The sequence below is a fragment of the Actinomyces sp. ICM58 genome, assembly GCF_000283035.1.
In the GTDB taxonomy this organism is placed as follows: Bacteria; Actinomycetota; Actinomycetes; order Actinomycetales; family Actinomycetaceae; genus Pauljensenia.
On record NZ_ALIY01000135.1, the window covers coordinates 1 to 26,349 of the forward strand.

A 26,349-nucleotide genomic window follows, 5' to 3' on the forward strand; every position below is an offset into this window, starting at 1 on the left:
CGAGGCCTGGCTGCAGCACCCGTGGGCGACGCCGAGGCCTGACCGCAGTACCCGCGGGCGACGCCGAGGCCTGACCGGGCTTCGAGCCAACGCGCCGAGCGAAGCTCGCGGCGCAGACGGCTCGCGGGCAGACCCCGCCCACGGGAACAACCAGCAGCCCGGCCCGACAGCACACCAGCGGCACCCGGAACACCCGCGGCACCCGGAACACCCGCAGCGCCCGGAACACCCGCAGCGCCGCACGCAACGCGCCCATGCATGCACAAACCCCGCCCCGCGGATGCGGGACGGGGTTTCGCCCACCCAGTCGGGTGGAAGAGTCTGACCGATTCAGACGGGGAAAGTCACTTAAGGGTGACCTTGCCGCCGGCCTCTTCGATCTCAGCCTTGGCCTTCTCGGCGTCTTCCTTCTTCGCGGAGGGGAAGATGGTGGAGGGCGCGGAGTCAACCAGGTCCTTGGCTTCCTTGAGGCCCAGGCCGGCCAGGTTCTTGACGACCTTGACGACGGCGATCTTCTTATCACCGGCGGACTCGAGGACGACCTCGAACTCGTCCTTCTCTTCGGCGGCGGGGGCGTCGGCGGCCGGGGCGGCAACGGCGACGGCTGCGGGGGCAGCGGCCTCAACGTCGAAGGTCTCCTCGAAAAGCTTCACGAAGTCGGAGAGCTCGATGAGGGTCATTTCCTTGAAAGCTGCGATGAGCTCGTCATTGGAGAGCTTAGCCATGAGTGGCATCCTTCCTAATTGGCCTGCACGAGTGCAGATTGTTGGTTTGTTTCACGCAGCCGGTGGCGGCGTGGAACATGGCCTGTCTCGTCAGGCCGCCTCGCTCTGCTTTTCGCGCAGAGCATCGATGGTGCGCACTGCCTTGACGGGCAGAGCGTTGAATGCGAACGCCGCCTGACCAATCTTGGCCTTGAGGACGCCTGCGGCCTTGGCCAGCAGGACCTCGCGGGACTCGAGATCGGCAAGCTTCTTGACACCCTCGGCGCTCAGGGGAGCGCCGTCCATCGCGCCGGACTTCAGCACGAGGGCGGGGTTGTCCTTAGCAAAATCACGCAGGGTCTTGGCGGCCTCAACGGGCTCGCCGGAGACGAAAGCGATGGCCGTGGGACCCTTAAGGTCCTCAGCCAGGAAGTCGAGGCCGACCTCCTTGGCCGCCAGGCGCGCCAGCGTGTTCTTTGCCACGGCGTAGGTCGCGTTCTCGCCCAGGCCGCGACGCAGCTGCTTGAGCTGGCCGACGGTCAGGCCGCGGTACTCGGTCAGCAGGACAGCGTCGGCTGCGCGGAAACGCTCCACGAGCTCGGCAACTGCTGCCACCTTGTCGGACTTCGCCATGGTCCTCCTTCCAGATACGTGACCGCAGGTAAGAAAAAACCCGACACGCAGGTTCGTGTCGGGCGTACGCTCGGTTGCAGCTGGGCTGCTCACTCACCTGCGTTGGATTTTCCTCCACTAGCGTGGACACCAACGGTCTTCGGCACGGATCAGCTTAACAGGGCGGGCAGGCGCACGCAAGCATGGCGGCGCGTTTCACAGACGAGGCCGGGGCCGACCGCGCGCGGCCCAACGGTGGCAGACCGGAAGATGTGCGAGGCCGGGGCCGACCGCGCCTTTGTGACACCCGAACCCGCAACCTGAGACATTTTCGTGACCCTTCACGAACATAGGATTATAGAAGCGAATTAAGGGTACCCTACTTTTCACCTAGCCTTTGTGACCTACGTCCCTAAGCGAGGTTGCGCTGCCCAACGCCCGACAGCAGACCTCCAGACAACAAGCGGGTCCCCGCGCAGCAGCGCTGCGCGGGGACCCGAATTGCTTCGTCAGCGAGCGTGGCTCACTTCTCCAGCAGGTCCTTGACCTTGGTGACATCCAGGGGGATGCCGGGGCCCATCGTCGTGGCGACGGAGCCCTTGATCAGGTAACGGCCCTTCGAGGAGGACGGCTTGAGACGCAGCACCTCGTCCAGGACGGCGGCGTAGTTCTCGGTCAGCTGCTCGGCAGTGAAGGAGGCCTTGCCGACGATGAACGCCAGGTTGGCGTGCTTGTCGACGCGGAACTCAATACGACCACCCTTGATCTCCTTGACGGCCTTCGCAACATCCATGGTCACGGTGCCGGTCTTGGGGTTAGGCATGAGGCCACGGGGGCCGAGGACGCGACCGAGGCGGCCAACCTTGCCCATGAGGTCGGGGGTAGCAACGGCGACATCGAAGTCGGTGTAGCCCTTGGCGACCTTCTCGATGAGCTCGTCGCCGCCGACCTCGTCGGCGCCTGCGTCAATCGCTTCCTGAGCGCGCGGACCAACGGCGAAGACCAAGACCCGGGCGGTCTTGCCGGTGCCGTGCGGCAGGGAAACGGTGCCACGGACCATCTGGTCCGCCTGGCGGGGATCGACACCGAGTCGGAAGACAACCTCAACGGTCGAATCGAACTTGGTGACGGTGGTCTCCTTGGCCAGCTTCATGGCCTCGAAGGGGGTGTACAGCACGTCCGCGTGGACCTTCTCGGCCGCTGCGCGGTAGCTCTTGGAGCGCTTGGTCATTCTGCTTCTTCTCCTTGCAGTCGTGGGTGTCGGGCAGCGCCTGCCCTACCACGGGGGGGGTTGGTTAGTGTCAGTCCTCGACCGTAATGCCCATGGAACGGGCGGTGCCGGCGATGATCTTGGCGGCGGCCTCGATGTCGTTTGCGTTCAGGTCGGCCATCTTGGCCTCGCCGATCTCGCGAGCCTGAGCCATGGTGATCGAACCAACCTTGGCGGTATTCGGGGTGCCGGAGCCCTTCTGGACGCCAGCAGCCTTCTTGATGAGCTCAGCGGCGGGCGGAGTCTTGAGGACGAACGTGAAGGAACGATCCTCGTAGACGGTGATCTCAACGGGGATGATGTTCCCGCGCTGCGATTCGGTGGCCGCGTTGTACGCCTTGGTGAACTCGACAATGTTCACACCGTGCTGGCCCAGAGCAGGGCCGACGGGGGGTGCGGGGGTGGCGGCACCGGCTGCGATCTGAAGCTTGATCAGGCCGGTGACCTTCTTCTTCTTTGCCATGAATGCGGGTCTTTCTACTGAAGTTCTGGCCGACGGGTGCCGACCAGGGCGGAGCGTCGGGGGCGGTCCCACTGGGAGTCAGCGGGCACAGTGCACCCAACGCACACAAATATGCATGATAACTCCAACCCGGGCCTGTCCCCAAGTCCGGGTGGGTGACATCACTGCTCGAGCTTCTCCACCTGGTCGAAGCCGAGCTCCAGCGGGGTTTCGCGCTCGAAGATGGTGACGAGCACCTTGAGCTTCTGCGTTTCGGGCATGATCTCGGAGATCGTGGCCGACATGGTCTCGAAGGGGCCGTCGGTGACGGTGACGATCTCGCCGACCTCGAACTGGGTCTGAACAACCTGGACGGGCGCGGGCAGGTCCTTGGCGGCCTCGGCGGCCTCCTCGAGGACGTTGGGCGTCAGGAGCATGACGACCTCGTCGATCGAGAGCGGCACGGGGTTATGCTGGTCGCCCACGAAGCCGGTGACGGCCGGGGTCTCCTTGACGACGCGGTACGAAGCCTCGTTGAAGTCCATGCAGACGATGGCGTAGCCAGGGATGCGCACGTGGCGCACGCGCTTCTTCGCGTTGCCGCGGTACTCCATGACGTACTCATCCGGGACCTCGACCGCGAAGATGTAGTCTTCCATGTTCTGCGTGGTGATGCGCTGCTCGAGGTTCGCCTTCACCTTGCGCTCGTGGCCGGAGTAGGTGTGGATGACGTACCAGTCGCCGGGGGACATGTAGAGCTTGCGGCGCAGCTTGGCGATGGCCTCCTCTTCCGCCGAGGCCGGGGCGGCCTCATCCTGAGCGTCATCCCCGGCAGGGGTGTCTCCAGCGGCGGCCTCGTTCTGAGCGGCCTCCTGGGCGGCGACCTCCTCGACGACTTCCTCAACGACCTCCAGAGCCTGGCCGTCAGCCAGCGCCCCGGCGGTTTCTTGCACGACGGCCTCGTGGGAAGCCTCGAAGGACTGGGCCTCGGTGTAGTTTTCGTCAGTCACGACTATTCCTCCTGCGAATGGGGCCACACCGTGAAAGAAACCCGCCTGCAGTGTCCTGCGGGCGGGTTCGTCGGTGTCAGCCGAAGATCAATGCACTTAGCTTACCGAATCCGAAGTCCAAGAGACCAGCGAAAAGCATGATTGCGGCAACAAACACAACGACGACGACGAAGTACGTCCAGGTTTCCGATGCGGTCGGATAGGTCACCTTCTTCATCTCGTCGATGACCTGCTTGAAGAAGAGGAAGATGCGGCCGAAGAAGCCGACCTTCTTAACCTGCCCCTTGTCGGCTTCACCGCGCTTACGCGTGGCGCCAGATTTCGTGCGATCTCGGCGCGAGGATTCGACGTCCGAGGCTTTTTCTGCGGCCATTGGAACCCTCCTGCGAAAATATCAGCCTTATCCGCAGGGCAGGCGGGACTCGAACCCACAACCGCCGGTTTTGGAGACCGGTGCGCTACCAATTGCGCCACTGCCCTACGCAGGAAAACCTGCCTGAGAAACATTAATGGATGGACATGCGCTTGTCCAACTGAGAACCATGCGACGCCCCGACAATCCCCGAAATACCAGCCCACACCTCGTAAATGAGAGGTAGCCCACGCGCGCATTGCGGGGCCGAAAACCCGCGCGGGCGCGCAACGTGGGACCATGGAAGGGTGACCAATACTCCTCGCACCCGTGTCTCTGATCGTTTCAACGCCATCACGCCGTCCGCGACCCTGGCCGTGGACGCGAAGGCCAAGGCCCTCAAGGCCGCCGGCCGCCCGGTGATCGGCTTCGGCGCCGGCGAACCCGACTTTGCCACGCCCGACTACATTGTCGAGGCCGCCGTCAAGGCCGCGCGCAACCCCGCGATGCACCGCTACACGCCCGCCGCCGGCCTGCCCGCGCTGCGCGAGGCCATCGCAGAAAAGACCCTGCGCGACTCCGGCTACGAGGCCTCCCCCGCCGACATCGTCGTGACCAACGGCGGCAAGCAGGCCGTCTTCCAGGCTTTCGCCGCGCTGCTGGGCCCCGGCGACGAGGCGATCCTGCCGACCCCGTACTGGACCACGTACCCCGAGGTCGTCAAACTCGCCGGTGCGACCCCCGTCGAGGTGTTCGCGGGCGCCGACCAGGACTACAAGGTGACCGTCGAGCAGCTCGAGGCCGCGCGCACGCCTCGCACGAAGGTCCTCCTCATGTGCTCGCCGTCCAACCCGACGGGCAGCGTCTACACGCCCGAGGAGCTGACCGCGATCGGCCAGTGGGCCCTCGAGCACGGCATCTGGGTCATCTCCGATGAGATCTACGAGCACCTGCTGTACGAGGACGCGCAGACCGCGCACATCGTCAAGCTCGTGCCCGAGCTGGCGAACCAGGCCGTTATCCTCAACGGCGTGGCCAAGACCTACGCGATGACCGGCTGGCGCGTTGGCTGGATGATCGGCCCCTCCGACGTCATCAAGGCCGCCCTGTCCTTCCAGTCGCACCTGACCTCCAACGTCAACAACATCGCCCAGGAGGCCGCGCGCGCCGCCGTGTCCGGTTCCCTGGACGCCGTGAACGAGATGCGCGTCGCCTTCGACCGTCGCCGCCGCACGATCGTTGACATGCTGCGCCAGATCGACGGCTTCGACGTCCCCACCCCGAAGGGCGCGTTCTACGTCTACCCCTCCGTCGAGCGCCTGCTGGGACGCGACATCCGCGGCCGCGTCGCCAACACGTCGGGCGAGCTCGCCGACCTGATCCTCGACGAGGTCGAGGTCGCGGCGGTCCCGGGCGAGGCCTTCGGCCGCTCCGGCTTCCTGCGCTTCTCCTACGCCCTGTCCGACGACGACCTCGTCGAGGGCATCACCCGCGTTCAGGAGCTCTTCGCCTGATGCACGTCTCGTTCGAACGGACAGACGAGGAAACCCCCCTCGGGACGGTCCTCCTCTCCCACGGGTACGCGGAACACTGCGGGCGCTACGCCCACCTGCGCTCCGCGCTCACCCGCGCCGGCTACGACGTCGCCTACTACGACCACGCGGGCCACGGGACCTCCGAGGGTCCCCGCGCCCGCGTGGACGTGGGCGCGCTCATCCGCGACTTTGGCGACGCGCGCCGGGCGACCCTCGCCCACGCGCGCACGCCGGAGCTGTTCCTGTTCGGGCACTCGATGGGCGGGCTCATCGCGGCCGCCTCCACCATCCTTGACCCGACGCGGCTGCGCGGCACCGTCCTGTCCGCGCCCGCGCTGCGTCCCCTCCCCCACGTCTCCCCGTCCCGCGCCCGCAAACTGCTGCCGGTCGCGCGAATCAGCCCCGGCCTCGTCGTGGCGAAGGGCGCATCCGACATGGAGGTCTCTCCCCTGTCGCGCGACCCGCAGGTCCAGCGCGACTTCGACGCGGATCCGCTCACCTACAAGGGCGGCGTGCCGATCCTTACGGGTGCGACGATGATCATTCAGGGCGACGAGGTGCTGGCGCGCGCCGGCCGCCTGGCCACCCCGACGCTCGTCATGCACGGGTCGCACGACCTCATGGCGGACCTGCGCGGCTCGCGCGAGCTCGTGCGCGGGGCACGCGCGGCGCACCCGGACGCCGACATCCACCTGCGCATCGTTGACGGCGCCTACCACGAGCTCCTCAACGAGCCCGAGGGCCCCGGCCTGATCCGCGACATCATCATCTGGCTCGGGGAGCACTAGGCCGTGGAAGCGCCCGCTGTCCCCAACCTGACGGCGCCGCGCCCCACCCCGGCGGGCAGGCGCGACCTCGCCACCCTCCCCAAGGCCCACCTGCACCTGCATTTCACGGGTGCCATGCGCCCCTCCACCATGGTCGACATGGCGCGCACCCAGGGCGTGCGCCTGCCCCCGAACCTGCTGCACATCGACGCCGCCTCCATGCCCGCCGACGGGCGCGGGTGGTTCCGTTTCCAGCGCGCCTACGACTCCGCGCGCCACCTCGTGCGCTCCGAGGCCGCGATGCGCCGCCTCATCCGCGAGGCCGCCGAGGACGACGCCGCCGAGGGCTCGGTGCGCATGGAGATTCAGGCCGACCCCACGTCCTACGCGCCCTACGTCGGCGGCATCACCCCGGCCCTGGAAATCATCATCGACGAGGCCCGCTCCGCCTCGCGCGACACCGGCGTCGACATCGGCGTGATCGTCGCGGCGTCACGCATGAAGCACCCGCTGGACGCGCGCACGCTCGCGCGCTTGGCCGCGTCGTTCGCTGGGGACGGTCCCGGCGAGGTCGTTGGTTTTGGCCTGTCGAACGACGAGCGCGTGGGCTCCACGGCGTCATTTGCCCCCGCGTTCCGCATCGCACGCCGCGCCGGGCTCGTGGGCGTCCCGCACGGCGGCGAGCTCCTGGGCCCGTCCTCCGTGCGCGAGGTCGTGTCCACTTTGGCTCCCGCGCGCCTCGGGCACGGGGTGCGCACGAGTGAGGACCCGGATCTGCTGAAGGCCGTCGTGGATGCGGGCATCGCCCTCGAGGTGTGTCCGACGTCGAACGTACACCTGGGCGTCTACACGGACTTCTCGCAGGTGCCACTGCCGACGTTGCTCTCGGCGGGTGCTACGGTCGCGCTGGCGGCGGACGACCCGCTGCTGTTCCGTTCGCGCTTGGTCGCCCAGTACGAGGTCGCGCGCGACGTGTTTGGCCTGTCCGACGAAGCCTTGGCGTCTCTGGCACGTTCGTCTATCGACGCATCACTGGCCTCGGCCTCGCGCAAGGCGGCCTGGAAGGCCGACATCGACGCCTGGCTCGCGGCGCCCGCGGCGTAGGTCTCGGGGTGCCCGCGGCGTAGTACCGCGGCACCCGCGGCGTAGTGCTGTCTCGGGGTGCCCGCGGCGTAGTACCGCGGCACCCACGGCGTAGTACCGCGGCACCCGCGGAGTAGTACCGCGGCACCCGCGGAGTAGTACCGCGGCACCCGCGGAGTAGTACCGCGGCACCCGCGGCGCAGCGCTATCGCAGCGTTCCTGCGCCATGATTCCTCCACAATGTCGCATGCAATTCCCCCACACCTCTTTCAAACATTGAAACCAGAACGTTGATATTCCGCGGTTTTCAGGCCACGTCCCGGGACACCCTGCGGGGAATTGCATGCGAAATTTGGGGAGGCCTCAGCGGAACCTGCGGCGTAGGTCGCGGGGGCGAGGCTGCATCCGCGCAGCTGTTTCTCACCGCCCTCACGATTCTCACGATTCGGCACGTTTACCCATAAATGTCGCACGTAATTCCCATGTCAACTTTTTTAACTTTGAAATCGGATCGTTGATATTCCGCGGTTTTCAAGGCGTGATCCAGGAAACACGTTGGGGAATTACGTGCGAAATGTGGGGAACTCTCTCTCAGTCCGATTGTTTCTTTCCCGTCCGATCACCCGAGTCGGCCACCTCGGGACGACCACAGACCCCGGCCTCGTACCTACCGACGACCACTTCACCAATAGTGCACGCGTGCACTATCATGGAGGCATGAGCCGGTTTCGTCGTGACGATGCGCCGTCCCTCGTGCGCGCTGCACGTCAGGACGCGTCCCTCACGCAGGCCGAACTGGCGGCGATGACCGGGATGAGCCAATCGACGCTCGCGCAGATCGAGTCCGGCAGGCGCGCAGTCTCCGACGAACTGCTCGAACGCATCCTCCGCGTCGCCGACTACCGACCCTCTGTGCCGCTCGCCCGCTACGCGCCTTCCATCAGCAGCTACGCACAGGAACGAGGCCTCGGTTCCCTCCGCGTCTTCGGCTCAGTTGCCCGGGGAACGGACGGATTCGAGTCAGACATTGACCTGATCGGCACGCCCACCCGCGAGCTATCGCTGTTCGAGTTGGCGGACATCGCATCGTTCGCGTGCGAGCTCACCGGCTTCCCGACGGAGGTTCACGCGGACACTCACGTACCCGAGGCACTGCGAACTGCCGTTGACGAGGCCGTAGCACTATGAGCGAGTCTGTTTCCTTCACGCCTCGACCGCGAGTGGCGCGCAGACACGCGCCCAGTTTCGATGCTGAGAACTTCCTGCACGAACTCGACGTCATCGCCCACCGCATCGAGCGGGTTGCCGCTGTCCCCGCAGAGGCTTTCAGCGCCGATTGCCCGGAGTATGACTCGGCTTGCATGGTGATCATTCGGCTGGCCGCGTTCCTGGAACGCGAAGAGTACGCACCCTACATGGATGCCCTGACTTCCTCGGAGAAGCGCGCCCTGCGCACGACCCGCAACATCGCGGCACACTCGGGGTACCAGAACATGGATGACCAGCTCCTGTGGGCGGCCGTCACCCGCAACGTGCCCGACATGATCGCGCGCCTGCGCGCCGCAGCGTCACGCGGATAGGTTGTGAACACGCGGATAGGTTATGAAGATATGGATAGGTTATTAACCTATCCGGATGCGCATAACCTATCCGGATCATGACAACCTATCCGAGTAACGGATCCGCGAGCGCAGGCCAGATCGGCCTCAACACTCGCACGATTCCATACAGTTCCCCGACAATCTCGCATGCAATTCCCCCGCGCTTCTTTCAAACATTGAAACCAGAACGTTGATATTCCGCGGTTTTCAGGCCACGTCCCGGGACACCCTGCGGGGAATTGCATGCGAAATTTGGGGAGGTCTCAGCGGCACCCGCGGTATCGACGGTATCGACGGCATCGACGGCATCGACGGCATTTGCGGGAGGACACAAACACAGTCGTTGCCCGGTCACCCGTGGCCCACAGCCACAGCGGTGCCCAAAACGCAGACCACCTCGGCGACCGACGGTTCACATCCGGATAGGTTATGAACACGCGGATAGGTTATGAAGATATGGATAGGTTATTAAGCTATCCGGATGCGCATAACCTATCCGGATCGTGACAACCTATCCGGATCGTGGCTACTCAGAAAGCGGGCACATCCGGCGCCTGACGGTACACACATCAACGTCGCTACCCAGCCCACGACGGGCGAAGCGACGATCACGCAATCCACTACCACGTGATGCCCACCGTCACCCGGCCAGGTGGCCCGCTACCAGGCGATGCCGACCGTGACCGGCTCGGGCACCAGGGTCACGCCGAATGCCTCAAAGACCCGCTCACGCACGGCGCGGGCCAGGGCCTCGATGTCGGCGCCGCTCGCGCCGCCGCGGTTCGTCAGAGCCAGCACGTGCTTCGTGGACAGGGACGCGCGCGGAGGATCCCCGGCCTCGGGCAGGTGGAAGCCCTTCCCGCAGCCCGCGTGGTCGATGAGCCATGCGGCGCTCGTCTTGACGAGGCCCTCCCCCGCCTTGAAGCGCGGCGCGCCCTCGGGCAGGGCTGCGACAGCGGCCTCGGGCAGGATCGGGTTCGTGAAGAAGGAACCGGCGCTCCACGTGTCGTGATCGGCGGGGTCCAGGACCATGCCCTTGCCGCGGCGCAGCTCCAGGACGGTGGAACGCACCAGGGACGCGTCGGCGCGCTCACCGGCCTCAACGCCGAGGCGACGCGCCAGTTCGGCGTACATGACGGGGGCACTGAGGGCCGAGCGCTCGAGACGGAAGTCGACGGAGAGGACCACCCAGCGGCCGGTGGGGCCCCAGGGACGGTCACCCAGGCCGGGCTGGCCGACGCTGCGCTTGATCGCGGACGACCGGTACGCGAAGCCGAGGTCGGCGGGCAGCAGGCGGACAACGAGGCCGTGGAGGCGATCGTAGGCTTCGACGCTCTCGATGGTCTCGGAGACCTCGTGGCCGTAGGCGCCCACGTTCTGCACCGGGGAGGCGCCGACGGTCCCGGGGATGCCGGAGAGCGCCTCGACGCCGGACAGCCCCTGAGAGAGCGTCCAGGAGACGAAAGCATCCCAGACGGTGCCCGCGCCGGCGCGCACGACGACAGATCCGGCCGGGTCCTCGTGGATGATGGAGGCGACCTCGCCGAAAGGCTGCACGTCGACGACGGTGCCCTCGAAGGGGGCGTCGGATGCCAGCAGGTTAGACCCGCCGCCGACAACGAGGAGCGGGCCTCCGGCGGCGTCGGCCGCGCGAACGGCCTCCACCAGGGCGTCGGCGGACGTGGCGGGCACGAGGCGGGCGATGGGGCCACCCACGCGCAGGGTCGTCAGATCAGCAAGGGTCGTCATGCCCCTAAGCCTAGCCGTTCAGCGCCCGCCGGGGCCACCCTCGCACATTCACGAGGCCTTGGCAGGCTCAGTCGGTCGCTGCCCGAGGCCTTGGCTGGCTCAGACGGTCACTGCCCGAGGGCGGAGCGCGACGGCCCACCCGCCCGCGCGCGCCACCCGCACAGCCACACCCGCACAGCCAACGCTGCCACGCTCAACGTAACGCGGGCGGGAGCCGAAGCTCCCGCCCGCGCACTGTCCCAGCAGCGACAGGCTCAGCCCTCGACGGCTGCCTTGAACCACGTCGTGATGGACGTCGGATGCGTGATGGCGGTGCCGACGATGACGGCGAAGGCGCCGGCCTCGATGGCCGCGGCGGCCTGCTCGGGCGTGTGGACGCGGCCCTCGCAGATCACGGGGACGTCCGGGAACGCGGCGACGACCTCGCGCAGCAGCTCCAGGTCGGGGCCGTCGGTCTTGACGCGGTCGCCCGTGTAGCCAGCCAGGGTCGTGGACACAATGTCCACTCCCGCATCGACGGCCCGCTGGGCATCCTCGAAGGAGCCGCAGTCGGCCATGACGAGGGTGCCGTCCTCGCGCAGGGCCGCAACGGTCTGCGCGAAGCTCAGGCCGTCCAGGCGCGGGCGGCCCGTCGCGTCCAGGGCGACGATGTCGGAGCCGGCCATGACGCAGGCGCGGGCGTGGCGCAGCGAGGGCGTAATGTAGACGCCCTCGTGGCCTTCCTTCCACAGGCCGATGACGGGCACGTCGACGCGGCCCTTGATCGCGGAAATGTCGGACAGGCCCTGGCAGCGAATCGCCGCGGCGCCGCCGATCTCGGCGGCACGGGCGATCTGCGCCATCGTCTCGGGGTGGCGCATGGGCTCGCCCGGGTACGCCTGGACGGAGACGATGAGCTTGCCCTTCAGGGAAGCGATAAGCGGATGCATGGTGAACTCCTAAGCGTGCAGGAAGAAGGAAACGGCTCCGAGCAGCGGCGCGTCGCCGCCGAGGGAACCAACGAGGATGGGGGTGCCCGCGACGGGCGTCATCGCGGAAGCCGCGAAGCCTTCGCGCAGGGCGTCCCACCAGATGTCCCCGGAGCGGGTCATGGACCCGGAGAGGATGACGACTCCCGGGTCCACGCAGTTGACCAACGAGGCCGTGGCCTCGCCGAGCGCGAACGCGGAGCGGGAGAAGCAGGCGGCAGCCAGGGCGTTGCCGGATTCGGCGAGCTCCTGCAGGGCGCGCCCGCCGTCGACCTCGGGGTCGGACTCGCTGCGCAGTGAGTCGTACCAGGCCGTGATGCCCGATCCCGAGCAGAAGGCCTCGATGTGACCCTTGCGGCCGCACGAGCACGTCAAGTCGGGGGCGAAGTGGTGGTGAATGTGGCCCACGTGCCCGGCGATGCCGCGCGACCCGAAGGCCACGCGGCCGTCTTCGACCAGGGCGCCGCCGATGCCGGTTCCCACGGCGATGGACAGGACGGCGCGGTAGGGGCGTCCGGCGCCCAGCGTCGCCTCGCCCAAGCCGTGGGCGTGCACGTCGTTGAGGACGCGCACGGGCAGGCCCGTCGCTGCCTGAAGCTGAGCGCCGAGGTGAGTGCCTCCCCAGCCGGGCATGGTGCCCGTGGCGGAGACGATATCGCCGGTGGACGGGTCGACGACGCCGGCGCTGGCGACCGCGACACCGCTCACCTGCGGGTGAGAGGCGACCAGGGAGGCGGCGAGGTCGCAGATGCGGCCCGCCACGTCCGCTCCACCGCGCATCGCGTCGGTGGGGATCGATCCGCGCTCGGTGACCTCGTAGCTGTCACCGGCCCAGGCGATGCCCCACCCGACCTTGGTGCCACCGATGTCGAGAGCAAGGAGCGTAGTCATGAGGATCCTTACGAAAAGTGCGGGGTATCAGAAAAATCGACGAGGCCGGGGCGGGGTTGCGCGACGCGGCGGCGCATGCACGGAAGAGAATGCCCCGGCCTCGTCGACGTATCAGGAGAGCAGGCCGACCGAGCGCAGCACGGAGGCGACGTGCTCGAGGTTGTCACCCTCGAGGGCGGCAACCGGGCGCGGCATCTCCGGCGAATCGAAGACGCCGAGCAGGTGCAGGGCGGCCTTGAAGGCGCCGACGCCAGCTCCGAAGCCCTGCACGCCCTTCACCTGGACGATGCGCATGAGGTCCGCGAGGCGGTCCTGCTCGCTGCGCACGGCTTCCCAGTCGCGCCTCTCGTAGGCCTGCCACTGGCGCACGTAGCCTTCGGGGTCCACGTTGGCCAGGCCGGGCACGGAACCGTCCGCCCCGGACATGTAGGCGCCGTCGACGACGACCTCGTGGCCGGTGAGGAGCTGGAGCGGGTGGCCGGCTGCCTCGTTGGCGCGGCACAGCCAGCGGAACGCGACGTCGTCACCAGAGGAGTCCTTGACGCCGTCGATGACGCCGTCGCGGCCCAGGCGCATCAGCAGGTCGGGCGAGAGCTTCGTGTGCACGCACACGGGGATGTCGTAGGCCCACAGCTCCAGGCTGGTGTTCTCCTTGAGGAGGCGGAAGTGACGCTCGACCTCGGTCTCGCCACCGAGGGCGTAGAACGGGGCGGTCGCGACGACGCCGGTGGCGCCGCCAATCTCTTCCACGGCCTTGATGTTCTCGATGACGCGCTCGGTCTCGGTGTCGATGACGCCGACCAGGAGCGGGACGCGGCCGTCGACGATGCGCACGGCCTCGCGCTGGATCTGGGCGCGGCGCTCGGCGGTCGAGAACGCGACCTCACCGGTGGAGCCGGAGACGAACAGGCCGTCGAGGCCGGCGTCGATCATGCGGTTGATGTGGCGCTCGAGCGAGGGGACGTCGAGCTCGCCGTCCTTCAGCGGGATCGCCAGCGGCGGGACAACGCCACGGATTGTCGAAGACATAATTAGTACTCTCCTTCGAGGTCAAGGTTGGGGTGCAGGAGCGAGGGCGCGGCGCCCAGGAGCTCGCGGGTGTAGGGCTCGTAAGGATCGGCCAGCAGCTGCGCCGCCGGTCCTTCCTCCACGACAACGCCGCGGTTCATGACCGCGATCCGGTCCGACACGTAGCGGACGGTCTGGATGTCGTGCGAGATGAAGACCATCGCCAGGCCCAGTTCCTTCTTGAGGTCCGTGAGCAGGTTCAGGATCTGTGCGCGCACCGACACGTCGAGCGCGCTCGTGGGCTCGTCCGCGATGATCGCGTCGGGGCCGATGGATAGGGCGCGGGCGATGGCCACGCGCTGACGCTGGCCGCCCGAGAGCTGGCCGGGCAGCGCGTCGAGGGCGCTCGAGGGCAGGCCGACGAGCGAGATCAGCTCGCGCACGCGCTTGGCTCGCGAGGCCTCGGTGCCGATGCGGTGCACGCGCAGCGGGTCAGCGAGCTGGTCCGCGACGTGCATGCGGGGGTTGAGGGCCGTCGCCGGGTCCTGGAAGACCACGGAGACGACGCGGCCGATCTCGCGGCGGGCTGCCGCGCTGCGCTTCGTGACTTCCTTGCCGTTGAAGAACACCTTGCCCTTCGTCGGCATCTGGAGGCCGCACATGACGTTCGCGGTCGTGGACTTGCCACAGCCGGATTCGCCGACGATGCCGAGCGTCTGGCCGCGCTCGATGCACATGTCGACGCCGCGCACCGCGCGCACCCTGTTGGGCCGGAGCAGGGAGCCGGTGCGGGAGTTGAAGGTGACCTCAACGCGCCTGAGCTCGATGATCGGGGTGTTGTCGCTCATCGCGTCTCCTCCTTTGCATTCATTTCCTCGGGCACTCCGTAGGTGCCCTGTGCCTCGTCTTGGGGCGGCAGGGCCGCGTAGACGTGCTCGGGACCGACCTCGGTGAGGACCGGGCGGATGTCCAGGCCGTACTCGGGGTGCGAGGACCGGGGGGCGAAGCGGTCGCCGACCGGGAAGTCGCGAGGCGAGGGCACCGTTCCGGGGACCTGGTGCAGGCGCCCGGAGCCGGACTCGATCGAGAGGACGGCGCCCAGCAGGCCGCGCGTGTACTCGTGGGTGGGGTGCGTGAGCAGCTCCGTGGTGGGGGCCTGCTCGATGACCTGACCGGCGTACATGACGGTGATGTGGTGAGCCACCTCGGCGACGAGCGCCAGGTCGTGGGACACGAAGATCATGGCGAATCCGAGCTTCTCACGCAGCTCGTTGAGCAGCGCGATGACCTGCTTCTGGACGGTGACGTCCAGGGCGGTGGTCGGCTCGTCCGCGATGATGAGCTTCGGGTCGCGGGTCAGGGCCATGGCGATGAGGACACGCTGGCGCTGGCCGCCGGAGAGCTCGTGCGGGTAGGACTCGAGGGTGCGCTTGGGATCCAGGCCCACCAGCGTGAGGAGTTCCTCGGCGCTGCGCGTGCCACCGCGGCTGGTCAGCTGCTTCATCTGAGCCTTGATCAGCATGGCGGGGTTGAGCGAGGAGAGCGCGTCCTGGTAGATCATGGCCATCTCGTGCCCGAGGAGGGCGCGGCGTTCCTCGATGGACTTGTCCAGCAGGTTCTCGCCCTGGTAGAGGATTTCGCCCGTGATCTGCGCCTTGGGGTCGATGAGGCCCATGATGGTCAGGGCGGTGATCGACTTGCCGCAGCCGGACTCGCCCACGAGGCCCATGGTCTCGCCGGGGCGCACCTTGAAGGACACGTGGTCGACGACGTTGACGTCGCCGTGACGCTCGAACTTGATGCACAGGTCATTGACCTCGAGCAGCGGGGTGGCCTCGAAGGAGGCGATGAAGCGGTCGTGACGCTGCCCTTCGACGGCCTTGAGGTCGTCGAGGCGGGCCTGCAGGGACTCGGCCTGCTCGGCGTAGGCCAGGCGGGGGTCGAGCAGGAGGCGGTCGGCCTCGCGGTCGGTGTCCTTGTCGACCTGGGCGACAGCGGCCGAGGAGGGCGCGGCGACCATCGCGTCCGTGATGCCCTCGGACAGGAGGTTCAGGCACAGGACGGTGATCATGATGAACAGGCCGGGGAAGAAGGCCGTCCACCACTTACCCTGCAGGACCGACAGGTTCGACGAGGCCTCGGACAGGACGTTGCCCCACGTGGGGACCTCGGTCGCCTGGAGGCCCGACCCGATGAAGGTCAGGGAGGCCTCGAGGATGATGGCGTCAGCGACGAGGACCGTGGCGAAGACCAGCACCGGGGCCGCGGTGTTGCGCATGACGTGCTTGACGAGGATCCACGGGGCACGGGCGCCCGACACGATGACCGCGCGCACGTAGTCCTCGCCGTAGGCGGCCATAACGTTGGCGCGGACGATGCGCGCCAGCTGCGGGATGTAGACGAAGGCGATCGAGCACACGATGACGAGGAGGAGGCCAATCGTGTTGCCTTGCTTCGACAGGGCGCTACCGAAGACGAGAACCGTGACGGCCGCCATGGCGATGCCGGGCACCGCCATGATGACGTCGAGGATGCGCATGATCGTCTCGGACAGGCTCTTGCGCACAACCGCGGCGACGGAGCCGATGATCGCGCCGAAGAACAGGGCGACCAGCGTCGACAGGAGGCCGATCATCAGCGAGTAGCGGCCGCCGTACAACACGCGCGCCAGGACGTCGCGACCCACGTGGTCCGTTCCGAAGAGGTGCTCACCGGAGGGAGCCTGCCACTTGCCGGCAATGGCCTCGGGGTTGTAGGGGGAAATGTAGGGCGCCAGGAAGGATATGACAACGACGAGCGCCAGGACGACGATCGCGATCTTGGCTCCCACGGACATCGCGCCGATGCGCGAGAAGCGGGCGCCCTTCTTGGTGACCTTTGCGAGCTTTTCTTTCTGATTCATAACTCACACCGACCTAATACGCGGGTTGATGAGCAGGTAGAGCACATCGACGATGATGTTGACGATGATGAAGGCGATCGCGACGACGAGAGCGCCTCCCTGTACCAGGGTCACCCAGTTCTCCTGAATGCCCTTGAGCAGCACCGCCTTGCCCATGCCGTTGATGGAGAAGATGATTTCGATGACGACCGCGCCACCCATCAGGTACCCGACGCGCAGGCCGAGGACGGTGACGGGGGTGATGAGCGCGTTACGCAGGACGTTGCGAGCCACGACGATGCTCTTGGGGATACCCGCGCCGACTGCGGTGCGGACGTAGTCGCGGTCCAGCTCCTCGACCATTGAGGTGCGCACGACGCGGGTCATCTGACCGATGACTGGAACCGCCAGGGCGATGGCGGGCAGAAGCATGCGCAGGAACCAGCCGGTCGGGTTGACGGTCAATGCTGGCACTTCGCCGGAGACCTTCAGGGGCGAGTGCAAGAACGCAAGAACCAGCAGGGCCGCAAGCCAGAAGGACGGGGTGCCGATGCCGATGACCGAGAAGACGCGGATGATCTGGTCGGGCCAACGGTCGCGGTAGAGCGCGGCGAGAACGCCGAGCGGGAAGGAGATGAGAACGGCGATGAACAGACCGAGGAAGGTCAGTTGCAGGGTCAGGGGCAGAGCCTTGGCCACCAGGTCCGTCACGCTGGACGAGCTCGCGCCGTAGGTGCCGAGGTCGCCGTGGATCATGTTCCACAGGTAGCGGCCGTACTGGATGAAGAACGGGTCGTTGAGACCGTGTTGTGCCCGATACGCCTCGAGGGCTTGGGGGGTTGCCGACTCACCGAGCGCCGAGTAGGCGGGATCCACGGGAGACAGCCACATGATTGAGAAGACGAGGAAGGACACGCCGACCACCATGATCGGCAAGGCCACCAGTCGTCGTCCGATGAGTCGCAGAAGGTTATTCACTGCTAGACCTCCATTTCAACGGATTTTGGATACGAAAAAGGAGGGGTGGCGCCCAACTGTGGCGTCTGCCTCAGGGTGGGCGCTCCACCCCTCCTTTCTACGCGGCCCCTAGGGGGCTTACTTGGCGCTCACACCGACGAGCTGCAGGCCGGTGCAGGCGATCGGCTCAAAGCCGTCCACCTTCTCGGGGTTGGAGCCGGTGATCACGTTGCGGAAGACCAGCGGGAAGAGGACGGTCTTCTCTGCGAGAAGATCCTGCGCCTCGCCCCACTTGGCCTTGGCGGCATCGCCTTCGACCTGGCCGGCCTCCTCGATGATGCCCTGGAGCTGGTTGAAGGAGTCGGGATCCGAGACCTGCCAGCCGTCACGCTTCTTGGACCAGATGTTGTCGCCGTTCCACCAGGACATGATGATGCCGGGGTCGTTGCCGAAGACCGAGGGGTCGCCGGGGGCGATGATGACGTCGTAGGTGGGGTTATCAACGTCCGTGATGTTGCTGTACATCGCGTTGGAAGCGGAAGCCTCGTGGGTCACGGTGACGCCGATGGCCTCGAGGTCGGCCTTGATCTGGGGAACCATGGCCACGATCCACGGGTGATCGGTGGTGGTCAGGTTGATCGTCAGGCCGGAGACGCCCGCATCAGACAGGAGCTTGGCGGCCGCGTCCTTGTCGTAGGACAGATCCGTCGAGGGCTTCTTGTAGAAGGGGTTGGCCTCGGGCAGGAAGGACGTCGCCGGGACGGCCTGGCCGTCGAGGGCGGTGTCGATCAGGGCCTGGCGGTTGATGGCCCTGAGGAACGCGCGGCGAACCTCGGGCTTGTCGAAGGGGGCCTTCTGGGTGTTGAACATCATGAAGGCGTTGCCGTAGCCGGGCTTGGCGTCGACCTTCCAGCCCTTGGAGGTGAGGTCTTCCTGCGCGGAAGCGGGGACAGACTCGACGACGTCGACCGTGCCGTCGTAGGCGGCGGACAGGCGCGGGGTGTCGTCCTTCAGAGGCAGCCAGTTGATCGTGTCAACGGTCGCGGGCGCATTGCCGTTGTAGTACTCGTTGGGGACCGCGACGACCTTCTGCTCGCCGACCTCGGTGTACTTGTAGGGGCCCGAGCCGATGGGGTTGGACTTCATGGCGGCCGCGTCAGCGGAGGCGGGGGTCACCATGAGGATCGCGAGGCGCTCCTTCAGGGAGGCGAAGGGGTGCTTGAGGTGGACGGTGACGGTCGTGGTGTCCTTGGCCTCCATCGAGTCGATGAAGGTGAAGAACTGGCCGAAAATCGAGCCCTCGGCCGTCGCCTTGCCGAAAGCAGCCACGACGTCCTCGGCCGTCACATCGGTGCCGTCGGAGAACTTGGCACCGTCGCGCAGGGAGATCTCGTATTCGGTGTCGGATACCTTGACGGGGTCACCGGCTGCCAGGGCGGGGCTGACGCTGTAGTCGGTGCGGTTCAGGCGGTACAGGCCCTCGAGGACCTGCCAGTTGGTGCCCATGGGAAGGGCACCGGTGGTCAGGGGCCCGAAGTCGTCGCTCGTGTAGGCAGCGGCGACGTTGAGCTCGGTGCCGGCGCCGGAGGCGGTCGTTCCGCCGCCACCGCCACACGCGGTCAGGGCCATTGCGGCTGCTGCGGCCAGCGCAGCGCCGGTTGCGAAGTGTTTGCGCATTCGCATGCTCTCGCTCCTCATCTTCGAGAAATGGAACGTGCGGATCTTTTGTTCCGCTCGCTATACTTATCTTATGTTGTCAGACAAATCTGTGCAAGAGATTACAGCACAAGTACCCGGATCCACCGACGCAAACCGCGTGGCACCAGCGCACATTGATACGCGATCCTCCGTCACGATGGACGCGATCAAGTCCTACATCCTGCGCCACGGGCTGCGCCCCGGGGACCGCCTGCCCACCGAATCCGCGCTGTGCGCCGACCTCGGCGTCTCGCGCTCCTCCGTGCGCGAGGCCCTGCGCAAGCTCCAAGCCCTCGACATCGTCACGGTGCGCCAGGGATCGGGATCCTACGTCGGCGACATGTCCATGCAGCCCCTCGTCGAAACCCTCGTGCTGCGCGCCGCCCTCGACGACATCAACGGCGTACAATCCCTGCACTCGATCGTCGAAACCCGCCACGCCCTCGACCTGGGGATCGCCCTGCCGCTCACGCGCGCCATGAAGGGCACCTCGAACCCGCAGCTGTGGGAACTGGTCAACACCATGACGGACCACGCCCACTCCGGCGCCACCTACCTGGACCAGGACATCGCCTTCCACTCCGGCCTGCTCGCCTACCTGAAGAACCCGCTCATGCACCAGCTCGTCGCCGCCATGTGGCTCGTCCACCAGAGCGTGACCCCGCAGCTGGCCGCAGCGTCGCGCCAGGAGATGGAGGATACCGCCGCAGCGCACGCCGCCATCCTGCGCGCCTGCGAGGCCGGGGACGCGAACGCCTACGCCGCCGCGGTCGACGCACACTACGAACCCCTCATGGCGATCATCGAAGGCCGCTGACAACTGGCTCCGGCGCGCCGAGCGACGACGCGCGCTGGGCCCTCCTTTTACCATCGTCCCGGTAGGAACGACGCCTCCCAGAGGCCACGGTCCCGCTCGAAGACAACCACGGCCTCGTCGCCAAGGACGGCGATGTCGCTATAGCCGAAGGGACCGGGCCCCATGCCCACGAGGCTGCGCGCGCGGATCGGCCCCTCCCAGGGCGCCGACAACTGCGCGAGGATGCCGCTGGCGCGCGCTCCTCGTTCGTGCGGATGCACGAAGAGATTCCCCGACGCGCAGGCGTTGCAGCCAGGATCAGCCAGCTCCCACACTCGCCCGCCCTCCCAGCGCCGCCCGTCGCCCCACGCCAGGTAGCGCGCGCCCGAACCCCGCCCCTCGAAGCCCTGCAAGCGACAATTCGCGACGACGCGGCCGTCCCACACCGTCACCGACGTCTCATCCAGGAGGATGCCATCCGGACCCACGAGAGGGTCGGCCAGGCGGGTGATGCGCCCGCCCCGCGCGTAGACAACCCGCACGTGAGTTCGCTCCCCCACGCGCACGACGTAGGGCATGGCGACGTCGCCGTCGACGCTCGCGGTCGCGCCCGACGTCGCGAACAGTGCGTCCGCGCCGGTGGCCTCGTACAGCGCGTCGGTCATGTCGGCGTAGGTCAGATCCTCGGGGCCGCTCCCCCACGCCCACCAGGCGCGCAGCCTCTCGCCGTCCGCGCGCGAATCCATGTAGCCGACGGCGCCCTCGGCCGACGCGAACGCCAGGTGCATGACGCCTTGCTCGTCGACGCCGACGCAGGCGTCCGAGGACACCGCGGGCGCCCCCTCCGGCAGAGGACGCGCGGCCGACCACTCGCCGGCCTCGACGCGCTGCATCCAGCGGATCCTGTTCGGGTTGGGCAGGTCCGAGGCCATGGTCAGCCCATTGAAGTCGGCTCCCGTGCCCGAGGCCGGGGCGGGGCGCTCGTCGTAGAAGAGGAGGAGGCGCTCGCCGGGGAGCCTCACCAGGGCCGGGATGCGCGCCTCGCCCGCGCCGATCGGCGCGACGATTGGGCGAGTCCCCATCTGGACGGGCATGCCGTAGATCTCAGTCATGCGGACAGCATAGCGCGAAGTGATTCAATGCACATGTATAGCAAAAGCCCCGGGGAACACTCGTTCCTCGGGGCTCGAAGCGAAGACCGTCAGCGGGTCTCGCGGTGCGCCGTCGACTTGTGGCAGCGCGGGCAATACTTCGCCAGTTCGAGACGATCCGGCGTGTTACGACGGTTCTTCTTGGTGATGTAGTTGCGCTCCTTGCACTCCGAGCAGGCCAGAGTGATCTTGGGGCGAACGTCCTGAGACTTGCTTGCCACGGTTGTTTCCCTCGCTTAGTTTCGTCGCTCGTGCGACCTGTCGGATCAAGAATTGGTAGCGGGGGCGGGGCTCGAACCCGCGACCTCACGATTATGAGTCGTGCGCTCTGACCAGCTGAGCTACCCCGCCGCCGGAAGCGGATAAATCCGCAACCGGAGCCCCGAAAGGGAATCGAACCCTTGACCTTCTCCTTACCATGGAGACGCTCTGCCTACTGAGCTATCGGGGCAACGCCGGAAAGCTTATCCCAACTCTGGCTGCCGAAGCAATCCCAGAACCTGAGAAGGACCTCACAGGCGTTTCTCGCTGGAACCAGCGAGTGGTGGCAGGTGAGGGATTCGAACCCCCGAAGCACGAAGCGTCTGATTTACAGTCAGATCCATTTGGCCGCTTTGGTAACCTGCCATGCGCCGCTCTCGCGGTGCCGTGAAAGAATAGCATTAAAATAGACCCGAACGCCAATCGAAACGCTGATCGGCGAAATACCAACGAAAGGTGCCCCTCATGGCAGACTCCTCCTTCGACGTTGTCTCCAAGCTCGACCGCCAGGAGGTCGATAACGCCGTCAACCAGACCGCCAAGGAGATCGCCAACCGCTACGACTTCCGCGGCGTCGACGCCGCCATCGCCCTGAGCGGGGACACGATCGCCATGGAGGCGAACTCCGCGTCCCGCGTCATGGCAATCCTCGACGTCCTGCAGTCCAAACTCATCCGCCGCGGCCTGTCCCTGAAGGTCCTCGACTACAAGGACCGCGAGCCCAAGGCCTCCGGCAAGCTCTTTAAGCTGGCCTGCCCCCTCAAGGAGGGCATCCCCCAGGACACCGCGAAGAAGATCTCGAAACTGATCCGCGAGGAAGGCCCCAAGGGCGTCAAAGCCCAGATTCAGGGTGACGAACTTCGCGTTTCCTCCAAGTCCCGAGACGACCTGCAGGCCGTCATCGCCCTCCTCAAGGGCCCTAAGGGTGAGGAACTGGACGTCGCGCTCCAGTTTGTGAACTACCGCTGAGTCTTCTGGCTTCTGCCGGCGATCGGGGGCGGGCGGCTGGTTAACTCCGGCCGCCCGCCCGCGTCTGCTCACGCTAGTAGCCCGCGATCTGCTCCAGGCGGGCGATCCGCTGCTCCATCGGCGGGTGGGTCGAAAACAGGCGCCCCAGCGATTGGCTGCGGAACGGATTCGCGATCATCATGGCGGCGACGTTGCGCGTCCGGGGCGTATCGTTCATCGGGCGCCGGTCGGTCGTCATCTCCAGCTTGCGCAGCGCGGACGCCAGGGCGAGCGGATCCTCGGTGAGCCTGGCCCCATCCTCGTCGGCATCGAACTCCCGGGTACGCGACAGCGAGAACTGGACCAGCGTCGAAGCGATCGGCGCGAGCAGGCTCATCGCGATGAGACCGAGGACGCCCACTCCCCCACGATCGTCCCGCCTGTTTCCCGCGCCGAAAAACATCAGGAACTGCGCGACCGACGTGATGACGCCACCCATCGCGGCCGCCACCGACGAGGTTAGGATGTCGCGGTTATACACGTGCATCAGCTCGTGCCCGAGGACTCCGCGCAGCTCGCGCTCATTGAGAATCTCGAGGATCCCCTCCGTGCAACACACGGCAGCATTGTTCGGATTACGCCCCGTCGCAAAGGCGTTCGGCGTCATCGTCGGCGCCACCCATATGAGAGGCATGGGCTGGCCCGCGCGCTCGGAAAGCTCGCGAACGATGGCGTAGAGCTCGGGCCGTTCGAGTTCGCTGACCGGGTAGGCGTTCATGGAGCGCAGCGCGATCGATGCCGAATTCCAGTACGAGTAGGCGGTCTGCGCCAGCCCAATGCCCGCAAACACGACGATCCAGATGGCCCGCCCGGTGCCCTGCGCCACGAGCGCCCCAATGCACACGAGCAACGCCCACATGCCGCCCAGCAGCAGCGTCGTCTTCAGGCCATTGTGATAGTTGCGGTGCACCATACGCGCGAGGTTAGAGAGATTACCTGGGAAGCACCTGGGAACCAGCCGAAACGCGGGTGAGAATATCCCGGATTCCTCGCAGGCCACCAACGAGGCCGGGGCCGGGTACGCAGCCGGGGCCACCAACGAGGCCGGGGCCGGGCCAGGCCCTCACACGCGAACGAGGCCGCGACCGGAGAACCCGGCCACGGCCTCGTGAAGGAGAGAGGAGACTCAGTTGCGGCGCCCCGGCCCCGTGTAGTCGTCGAAGCGCTCGGGAGCGGTGGGCACGCCCATCTCGCCCATATCGCCGATCAGGTCGGCGGAGGCGGCGTCCACCTGAGCGCCGCGCGAAATGTCGGTCATCGCGCGACGCGACACGACCTTCACGCGCTCGCGCGTGCCACGGTCGCCCGGAAGCTCACCGTAGTCCTCACCGAGGGCCTGTTCGTAGGCGTCTAGCAGCTCCCAACCCTCCCAGGTCGTGAACTCGACGCCGCGCGACTCCAGGAGCGCCACCATGGCCTCGTGCCCCACCTCGGCGGTGTTCGCGTGCAGGCGCCCCTGCGAGGCGTCCTCCACGAGGTGCGTGATCGTCTGCTGCGCGTCGGACTTCGTCGAACCAATGAGGCCGACGGGGCCGCGCTTGATCCACCCGGTCGCGTACACGCCGGGGATGACGGGCGCGGACTCATCCTTCGTGGTGTCGCCCTCGATGACGCGCCCCTCAACGTTGGGGACCACGCCGGCGCGCTCATCGAAGGGCAGGCCCGGGATCGGCGACGAGAAGTAGCCCACCGCGCGGTACACGGCCTGCACGGGCCACGTCGTGATGACGCCCGTGCCCGACACAGTGCCGTCGCCGTTCAGGGCGGTGCGCTCGGTGCGCAGCGCCTTCACGTGGCCGCGCTCGTCAGCGACGATCTCGACCGGGGCCTGGAACAGGTGGATGTGGATGCGACGCGACGCCGTGTGCTCCTCGGGATCGGCCATCGCGTAGTTCGTCAGGGTCTTGACGACCTGGCGCTGCTGGTTCGACGCGCGCAGCGCCTCCTCAGACCCCTCGTCGAAGTCGAAATCCTCCTCCGAGACGATGACGTCCACGTCCGGCACCTTGCCCAGCTCGCGCAGCTCCAGCGGCGTGAACTTCACCTGCGCCGGACCGCGGCGGCCGAACACGTGCACGTCCGTGATCGGGTTGTCGGCCAGGGCCTCGGCGACGTTGGCCGGCACCTCAGTCTTGAGCATGTCCTCGGCGTGCTTGGCGAGGACACGCGAGACGTCCAGAGCCACGTTCCCCACACCAAGGACCGCGACCTCGCGGGCCTTCAGCGGCCACGTGCGCGGGTAGTCCGGGTTGCCGTCGTACCAGGACACGAAGTCAGCGGCGCCGTAGGACTCGGGCAGGTCCACGCCGGGAATGTCGAGCGGATGGTCGCGGTCCGCACCGGTCGCGATGATGATCGCGTCGTAGTGGTCGCGCAGGTCGTCAATCGTCACGTCGCGGCCCACCTCGACGTTGCCGAGCAGGCGAATGTCTCCGCGCTGGAGGATCTTGTACAGGGCGACGATGATCTGCTTAATGCGCGGGTGGTCGGGCGCCACGCCGTAGCGCACAAGCCCGTAGGGGGCGGGAAGCCGCTCGAAAAGGTCGATATTCACCTCGAGCCCCGACTTCGACAGGATGTCCGACGCGTAGATGCCAGCGGGACCGGCGCCGATGACGGCAACGTTGAGCGGTGCCAAGCGAGTTCTCCTTCTTCGTGACCGCGCGCGAGTGCGCGCACCTGGGCACCAAGTCTAGCGCCCAAAGGCCAAGGGCAACCTAAGCTGAGACGGCAAACACAGCCTCGGTTCCTCGCTTGCGCGGGACGAGGCCCGGGCGCCCTGCTCAGTCGGGACGAGGCTGGGGCGCGGGGTGCGCATACGACGAGGCCGCGGCAGCTCCCCGAGGCCTTGGCACGTTCGGTTCAAAGGCAACCTCTGCGCCGCCCTCCCAAAAGTCGCATGCAATTCGGTTGACCGAACTTTTCTCATCACCCAGAAACGTTGGAATTGCAACGACACTATTTCAATATATAAAAGGTTGACAGGGAAATTGCATGCGACGTTGTTGGGAAACCATGACGATGCCCCATACACGATCCGGCCAAGACCTGGACAGGCCGAGAAACATGCGAACGCGAAACCGCCGCCTGGGTCCACTGGTACAACACCCGCCGCCCCCTCTCCCTGGGCGGCATCACACCACAACAAGCAGACAATCAACACACAACAACACGAAAGGAAGCGGCCTCAACAAGCCTCCACAAAACCCGGGACTCGACACACCCGCTAAGGGGCATTGCACCCGTTACGCGGCGATACACCCGTTACGTCGCGCTGCACCCGAACAGAAGGGGTGCAATGCCTACAGATCGGGTGCACAACCCCCGTCACAAGCTCACATGCGGACCTACCCGAAAGGACGTCCACGGACCCGACAGGCTTGGCTGGGCCCGGCGGCGCAGTCCAAACAGCCGGCTAGGCCCGGCGGCGCAGTCCAAACAGCCGGCTGGGCCCGGCGGTGCAGTCCAAACAGCCGGCTAGGCCCAGCGGCGCAGTCCAAACAGCCGGCTGGGCCCGGCGGCACCAAACAGCTGGCTCGGCCCGAGAGCGGCAGGGCCTGACCGGCCTTCGAGACGACGAGCCGAGCGGGCGGCTCGCGGCGCAG

25 protein-coding genes and 4 tRNA genes are annotated in these 26,349 nt (G+C 66.8%); 7 read left to right on the forward strand and 22 right to left on the reverse strand.

The window, feature by feature from the left end:
* Positions 1–344: 344 nt before the first annotated feature.
* From rplL to HMPREF1138_RS06400, 7 genes are all read right to left on the reverse strand, one after another.
* Positions 345–725, reverse strand: coding sequence for a 50S ribosomal protein L7/L12 (rplL, locus tag HMPREF1138_RS06370; RefSeq protein ID WP_009057844.1), 381 nt, complete (start codon positions 723–725; stop codon positions 345–347).
* 90 nt (positions 726–815) lie between these two features.
* Positions 816–1,337 carry a 50S ribosomal protein L10 gene (rplJ, locus tag HMPREF1138_RS06375; protein ID WP_009057834.1) on the reverse strand — a complete coding sequence of 174 codons (522 nt, stop codon included), beginning with the start codon at positions 1,335–1,337 and terminating at the stop codon, positions 816–818.
* A gap of 502 nt (positions 1,338–1,839) precedes the next feature.
* Positions 1,840–2,547: a 50S ribosomal protein L1 gene (gene rplA / locus HMPREF1138_RS06380; RefSeq protein ID WP_009057829.1), complete on the reverse strand. Its 708-nt coding sequence runs from the start codon at positions 2,545–2,547 to the stop codon at positions 1,840–1,842.
* Between the two features lie 70 nt (positions 2,548–2,617).
* Positions 2,618–3,049: a 50S ribosomal protein L11 gene (gene rplK / locus HMPREF1138_RS06385; RefSeq protein WP_009057835.1), complete on the reverse strand. Its 432-nt coding sequence runs from the start codon at positions 3,047–3,049 to the stop codon at positions 2,618–2,620.
* 161 nt (positions 3,050–3,210) lie between these two features.
* Positions 3,211–4,038: a transcription termination/antitermination protein NusG gene (gene nusG / locus HMPREF1138_RS06390; protein WP_009057838.1), complete on the reverse strand. Its 828-nt coding sequence runs from the start codon at positions 4,036–4,038 to the stop codon at positions 3,211–3,213.
* A gap of 76 nt (positions 4,039–4,114) precedes the next feature.
* Complete coding sequence (gene secE / locus HMPREF1138_RS06395; protein WP_009057848.1) at positions 4,115–4,411, reverse strand: preprotein translocase subunit SecE; 297 nt, start codon at positions 4,409–4,411, stop codon at positions 4,115–4,117.
* A gap of 34 nt (positions 4,412–4,445) precedes the next feature.
* A tRNA-Trp gene (locus HMPREF1138_RS06400) sits at positions 4,446–4,518 on the reverse strand.
* A 180-nt stretch (positions 4,519–4,698) separates the two neighbouring features.
* On the opposite strand from HMPREF1138_RS06400, the gene HMPREF1138_RS06405 reads away from it, so the two are divergent.
* The 5 genes from HMPREF1138_RS06405 (at position 4,699) to HMPREF1138_RS06425 (ending at position 9,355) form a co-directional block, all read left to right on the forward strand.
* The gene (locus HMPREF1138_RS06405) at positions 4,699–5,904 is read left to right on the forward strand and encodes a pyridoxal phosphate-dependent aminotransferase (RefSeq protein WP_009057852.1); all 1,206 of its coding nucleotides are present in this window, start codon (positions 4,699–4,701) and stop codon (positions 5,902–5,904) included.
* Positions 5,904–6,713 (forward strand): alpha/beta hydrolase, encoded by an 810-nt coding sequence (locus HMPREF1138_RS06410; protein ID WP_009057851.1) that lies wholly within the window; start codon positions 5,904–5,906, stop codon positions 6,711–6,713. Before HMPREF1138_RS06405 ends, HMPREF1138_RS06410 begins: the two co-directional genes overlap by 1 nt.
* A gap of 3 nt (positions 6,714–6,716) precedes the next feature.
* The gene (locus HMPREF1138_RS06415; protein ID WP_009057849.1) at positions 6,717–7,796 is read left to right on the forward strand and encodes an adenosine deaminase; all 1,080 of its coding nucleotides are present in this window, start codon (positions 6,717–6,719) and stop codon (positions 7,794–7,796) included.
* Between the two features lie 696 nt (positions 7,797–8,492).
* Complete coding sequence (locus HMPREF1138_RS06420) at positions 8,493–8,963, forward strand: helix-turn-helix domain-containing protein (protein ID WP_009057836.1); 471 nt, start codon at positions 8,493–8,495, stop codon at positions 8,961–8,963.
* On the forward strand, positions 8,960–9,355 hold the full coding sequence (locus tag HMPREF1138_RS06425) for a DUF86 domain-containing protein (RefSeq protein WP_238318617.1): 396 nt from the start codon (positions 8,960–8,962) through the stop codon (positions 9,353–9,355). Before HMPREF1138_RS06420 ends, HMPREF1138_RS06425 begins: the two co-directional genes overlap by 4 nt.
* Before the next feature lie 681 nt (positions 9,356–10,036).
* Here the strand turns inward: HMPREF1138_RS06425 and HMPREF1138_RS06430 are convergent.
* From HMPREF1138_RS06430 to HMPREF1138_RS06465, 8 genes are all read right to left on the reverse strand, one after another.
* Entirely contained in the window at positions 10,037–11,125 is a 1,089-nt protein-coding gene (locus HMPREF1138_RS06430; RefSeq protein ID WP_009057847.1) for a UDP-N-acetylmuramate dehydrogenase, read from the reverse strand.
* 254 nt (positions 11,126–11,379) lie between these two features.
* On the reverse strand, positions 11,380–12,054 hold the full coding sequence (locus tag HMPREF1138_RS06435; protein WP_009057842.1) for an N-acetylmannosamine-6-phosphate 2-epimerase: 675 nt from the start codon (positions 12,052–12,054) through the stop codon (positions 11,380–11,382).
* 9 nt (positions 12,055–12,063) lie between these two features.
* Complete coding sequence (locus HMPREF1138_RS06440; protein WP_009057843.1) at positions 12,064–12,984, reverse strand: ROK family protein; 921 nt, start codon at positions 12,982–12,984, stop codon at positions 12,064–12,066.
* A gap of 111 nt (positions 12,985–13,095) precedes the next feature.
* Positions 13,096–14,013: a dihydrodipicolinate synthase family protein gene (locus tag HMPREF1138_RS06445; protein WP_009057837.1), complete on the reverse strand. Its 918-nt coding sequence runs from the start codon at positions 14,011–14,013 to the stop codon at positions 13,096–13,098.
* 2 nt (positions 14,014–14,015) lie between these two features.
* The gene (locus HMPREF1138_RS06450; protein WP_009057850.1) at positions 14,016–14,840 is read right to left on the reverse strand and encodes an ABC transporter ATP-binding protein; all 825 of its coding nucleotides are present in this window, start codon (positions 14,838–14,840) and stop codon (positions 14,016–14,018) included.
* Positions 14,837–16,894 carry a dipeptide/oligopeptide/nickel ABC transporter permease/ATP-binding protein gene (locus HMPREF1138_RS06455; protein ID WP_009057830.1) on the reverse strand — a complete coding sequence of 686 codons (2,058 nt, stop codon included), beginning with the start codon at positions 16,892–16,894 and terminating at the stop codon, positions 14,837–14,839. Before HMPREF1138_RS06455 ends, HMPREF1138_RS06450 begins: the two co-directional genes overlap by 4 nt.
* Before the next feature lie 3 nt (positions 16,895–16,897).
* Positions 16,898–17,851: an ABC transporter permease gene (locus HMPREF1138_RS06460; protein WP_009057833.1), complete on the reverse strand. Its 954-nt coding sequence runs from the start codon at positions 17,849–17,851 to the stop codon at positions 16,898–16,900.
* A 117-nt stretch (positions 17,852–17,968) separates the two neighbouring features.
* Positions 17,969–19,513 carry an ABC transporter substrate-binding protein gene (locus tag HMPREF1138_RS06465; RefSeq protein ID WP_009057856.1) on the reverse strand — a complete coding sequence of 515 codons (1,545 nt, stop codon included), beginning with the start codon at positions 19,511–19,513 and terminating at the stop codon, positions 17,969–17,971.
* Between the two features lie 133 nt (positions 19,514–19,646).
* Between HMPREF1138_RS06465 and HMPREF1138_RS06470 the strand changes: the two genes are divergently transcribed.
* A complete protein-coding gene (locus tag HMPREF1138_RS06470; RefSeq protein ID WP_009057845.1) occupies positions 19,647–20,345 on the forward strand; it encodes a FadR/GntR family transcriptional regulator in 699 nt (232 codons plus the stop codon).
* 47 nt (positions 20,346–20,392) lie between these two features.
* Here the strand turns inward: HMPREF1138_RS06470 and HMPREF1138_RS06475 are convergent, their stop codons facing one another.
* The 5 genes from HMPREF1138_RS06475 to HMPREF1138_RS06495 all read right to left on the reverse strand — a co-directional run bounded on the left by HMPREF1138_RS06475 (position 20,393) and on the right by HMPREF1138_RS06495 (position 22,102).
* Positions 20,393–21,436 (reverse strand): sialidase family protein, encoded by a 1,044-nt coding sequence (locus tag HMPREF1138_RS06475; protein WP_009057857.1) that lies wholly within the window; start codon positions 21,434–21,436, stop codon positions 20,393–20,395.
* Positions 21,437–21,525: 89 nt separating this feature from the next.
* Positions 21,526–21,696 carry a 50S ribosomal protein L33 gene (gene rpmG / locus HMPREF1138_RS06480; protein WP_003792256.1) on the reverse strand — a complete coding sequence of 57 codons (171 nt, stop codon included), beginning with the start codon at positions 21,694–21,696 and terminating at the stop codon, positions 21,526–21,528.
* 53 nt (positions 21,697–21,749) lie between these two features.
* Positions 21,750–21,826: transfer RNA gene (locus HMPREF1138_RS06485), tRNA-Met, on the reverse strand.
* A 27-nt stretch (positions 21,827–21,853) separates the two neighbouring features.
* Positions 21,854–21,926, reverse strand: a tRNA-Thr gene (locus HMPREF1138_RS06490).
* Positions 21,927–22,017: 91 nt separating this feature from the next.
* Positions 22,018–22,102, reverse strand: a tRNA-Tyr gene (locus HMPREF1138_RS06495).
* A gap of 99 nt (positions 22,103–22,201) precedes the next feature.
* Between HMPREF1138_RS06495 and HMPREF1138_RS06500 the strand changes: the two genes are divergently transcribed.
* Positions 22,202–22,705: a YajQ family cyclic di-GMP-binding protein gene (locus HMPREF1138_RS06500; RefSeq protein WP_009057854.1), complete on the forward strand. Its 504-nt coding sequence runs from the start codon at positions 22,202–22,204 to the stop codon at positions 22,703–22,705.
* Positions 22,706–22,778: 73 nt separating this feature from the next.
* Here HMPREF1138_RS06500 and htpX read toward each other — a convergent pair whose 3' ends face one another.
* Both htpX and HMPREF1138_RS06510 read right to left on the reverse strand, forming a co-directional pair.
* Positions 22,779–23,657: a zinc metalloprotease HtpX gene (gene htpX, locus HMPREF1138_RS06505; RefSeq protein WP_009057831.1), complete on the reverse strand. Its 879-nt coding sequence runs from the start codon at positions 23,655–23,657 to the stop codon at positions 22,779–22,781.
* A 213-nt stretch (positions 23,658–23,870) separates the two neighbouring features.
* Entirely contained in the window at positions 23,871–25,382 is a 1,512-nt protein-coding gene (locus tag HMPREF1138_RS06510) for an FAD-dependent oxidoreductase (RefSeq protein WP_009057826.1), read from the reverse strand.
* Between the last annotated feature and the right edge of the window lie 967 nt (positions 25,383–26,349).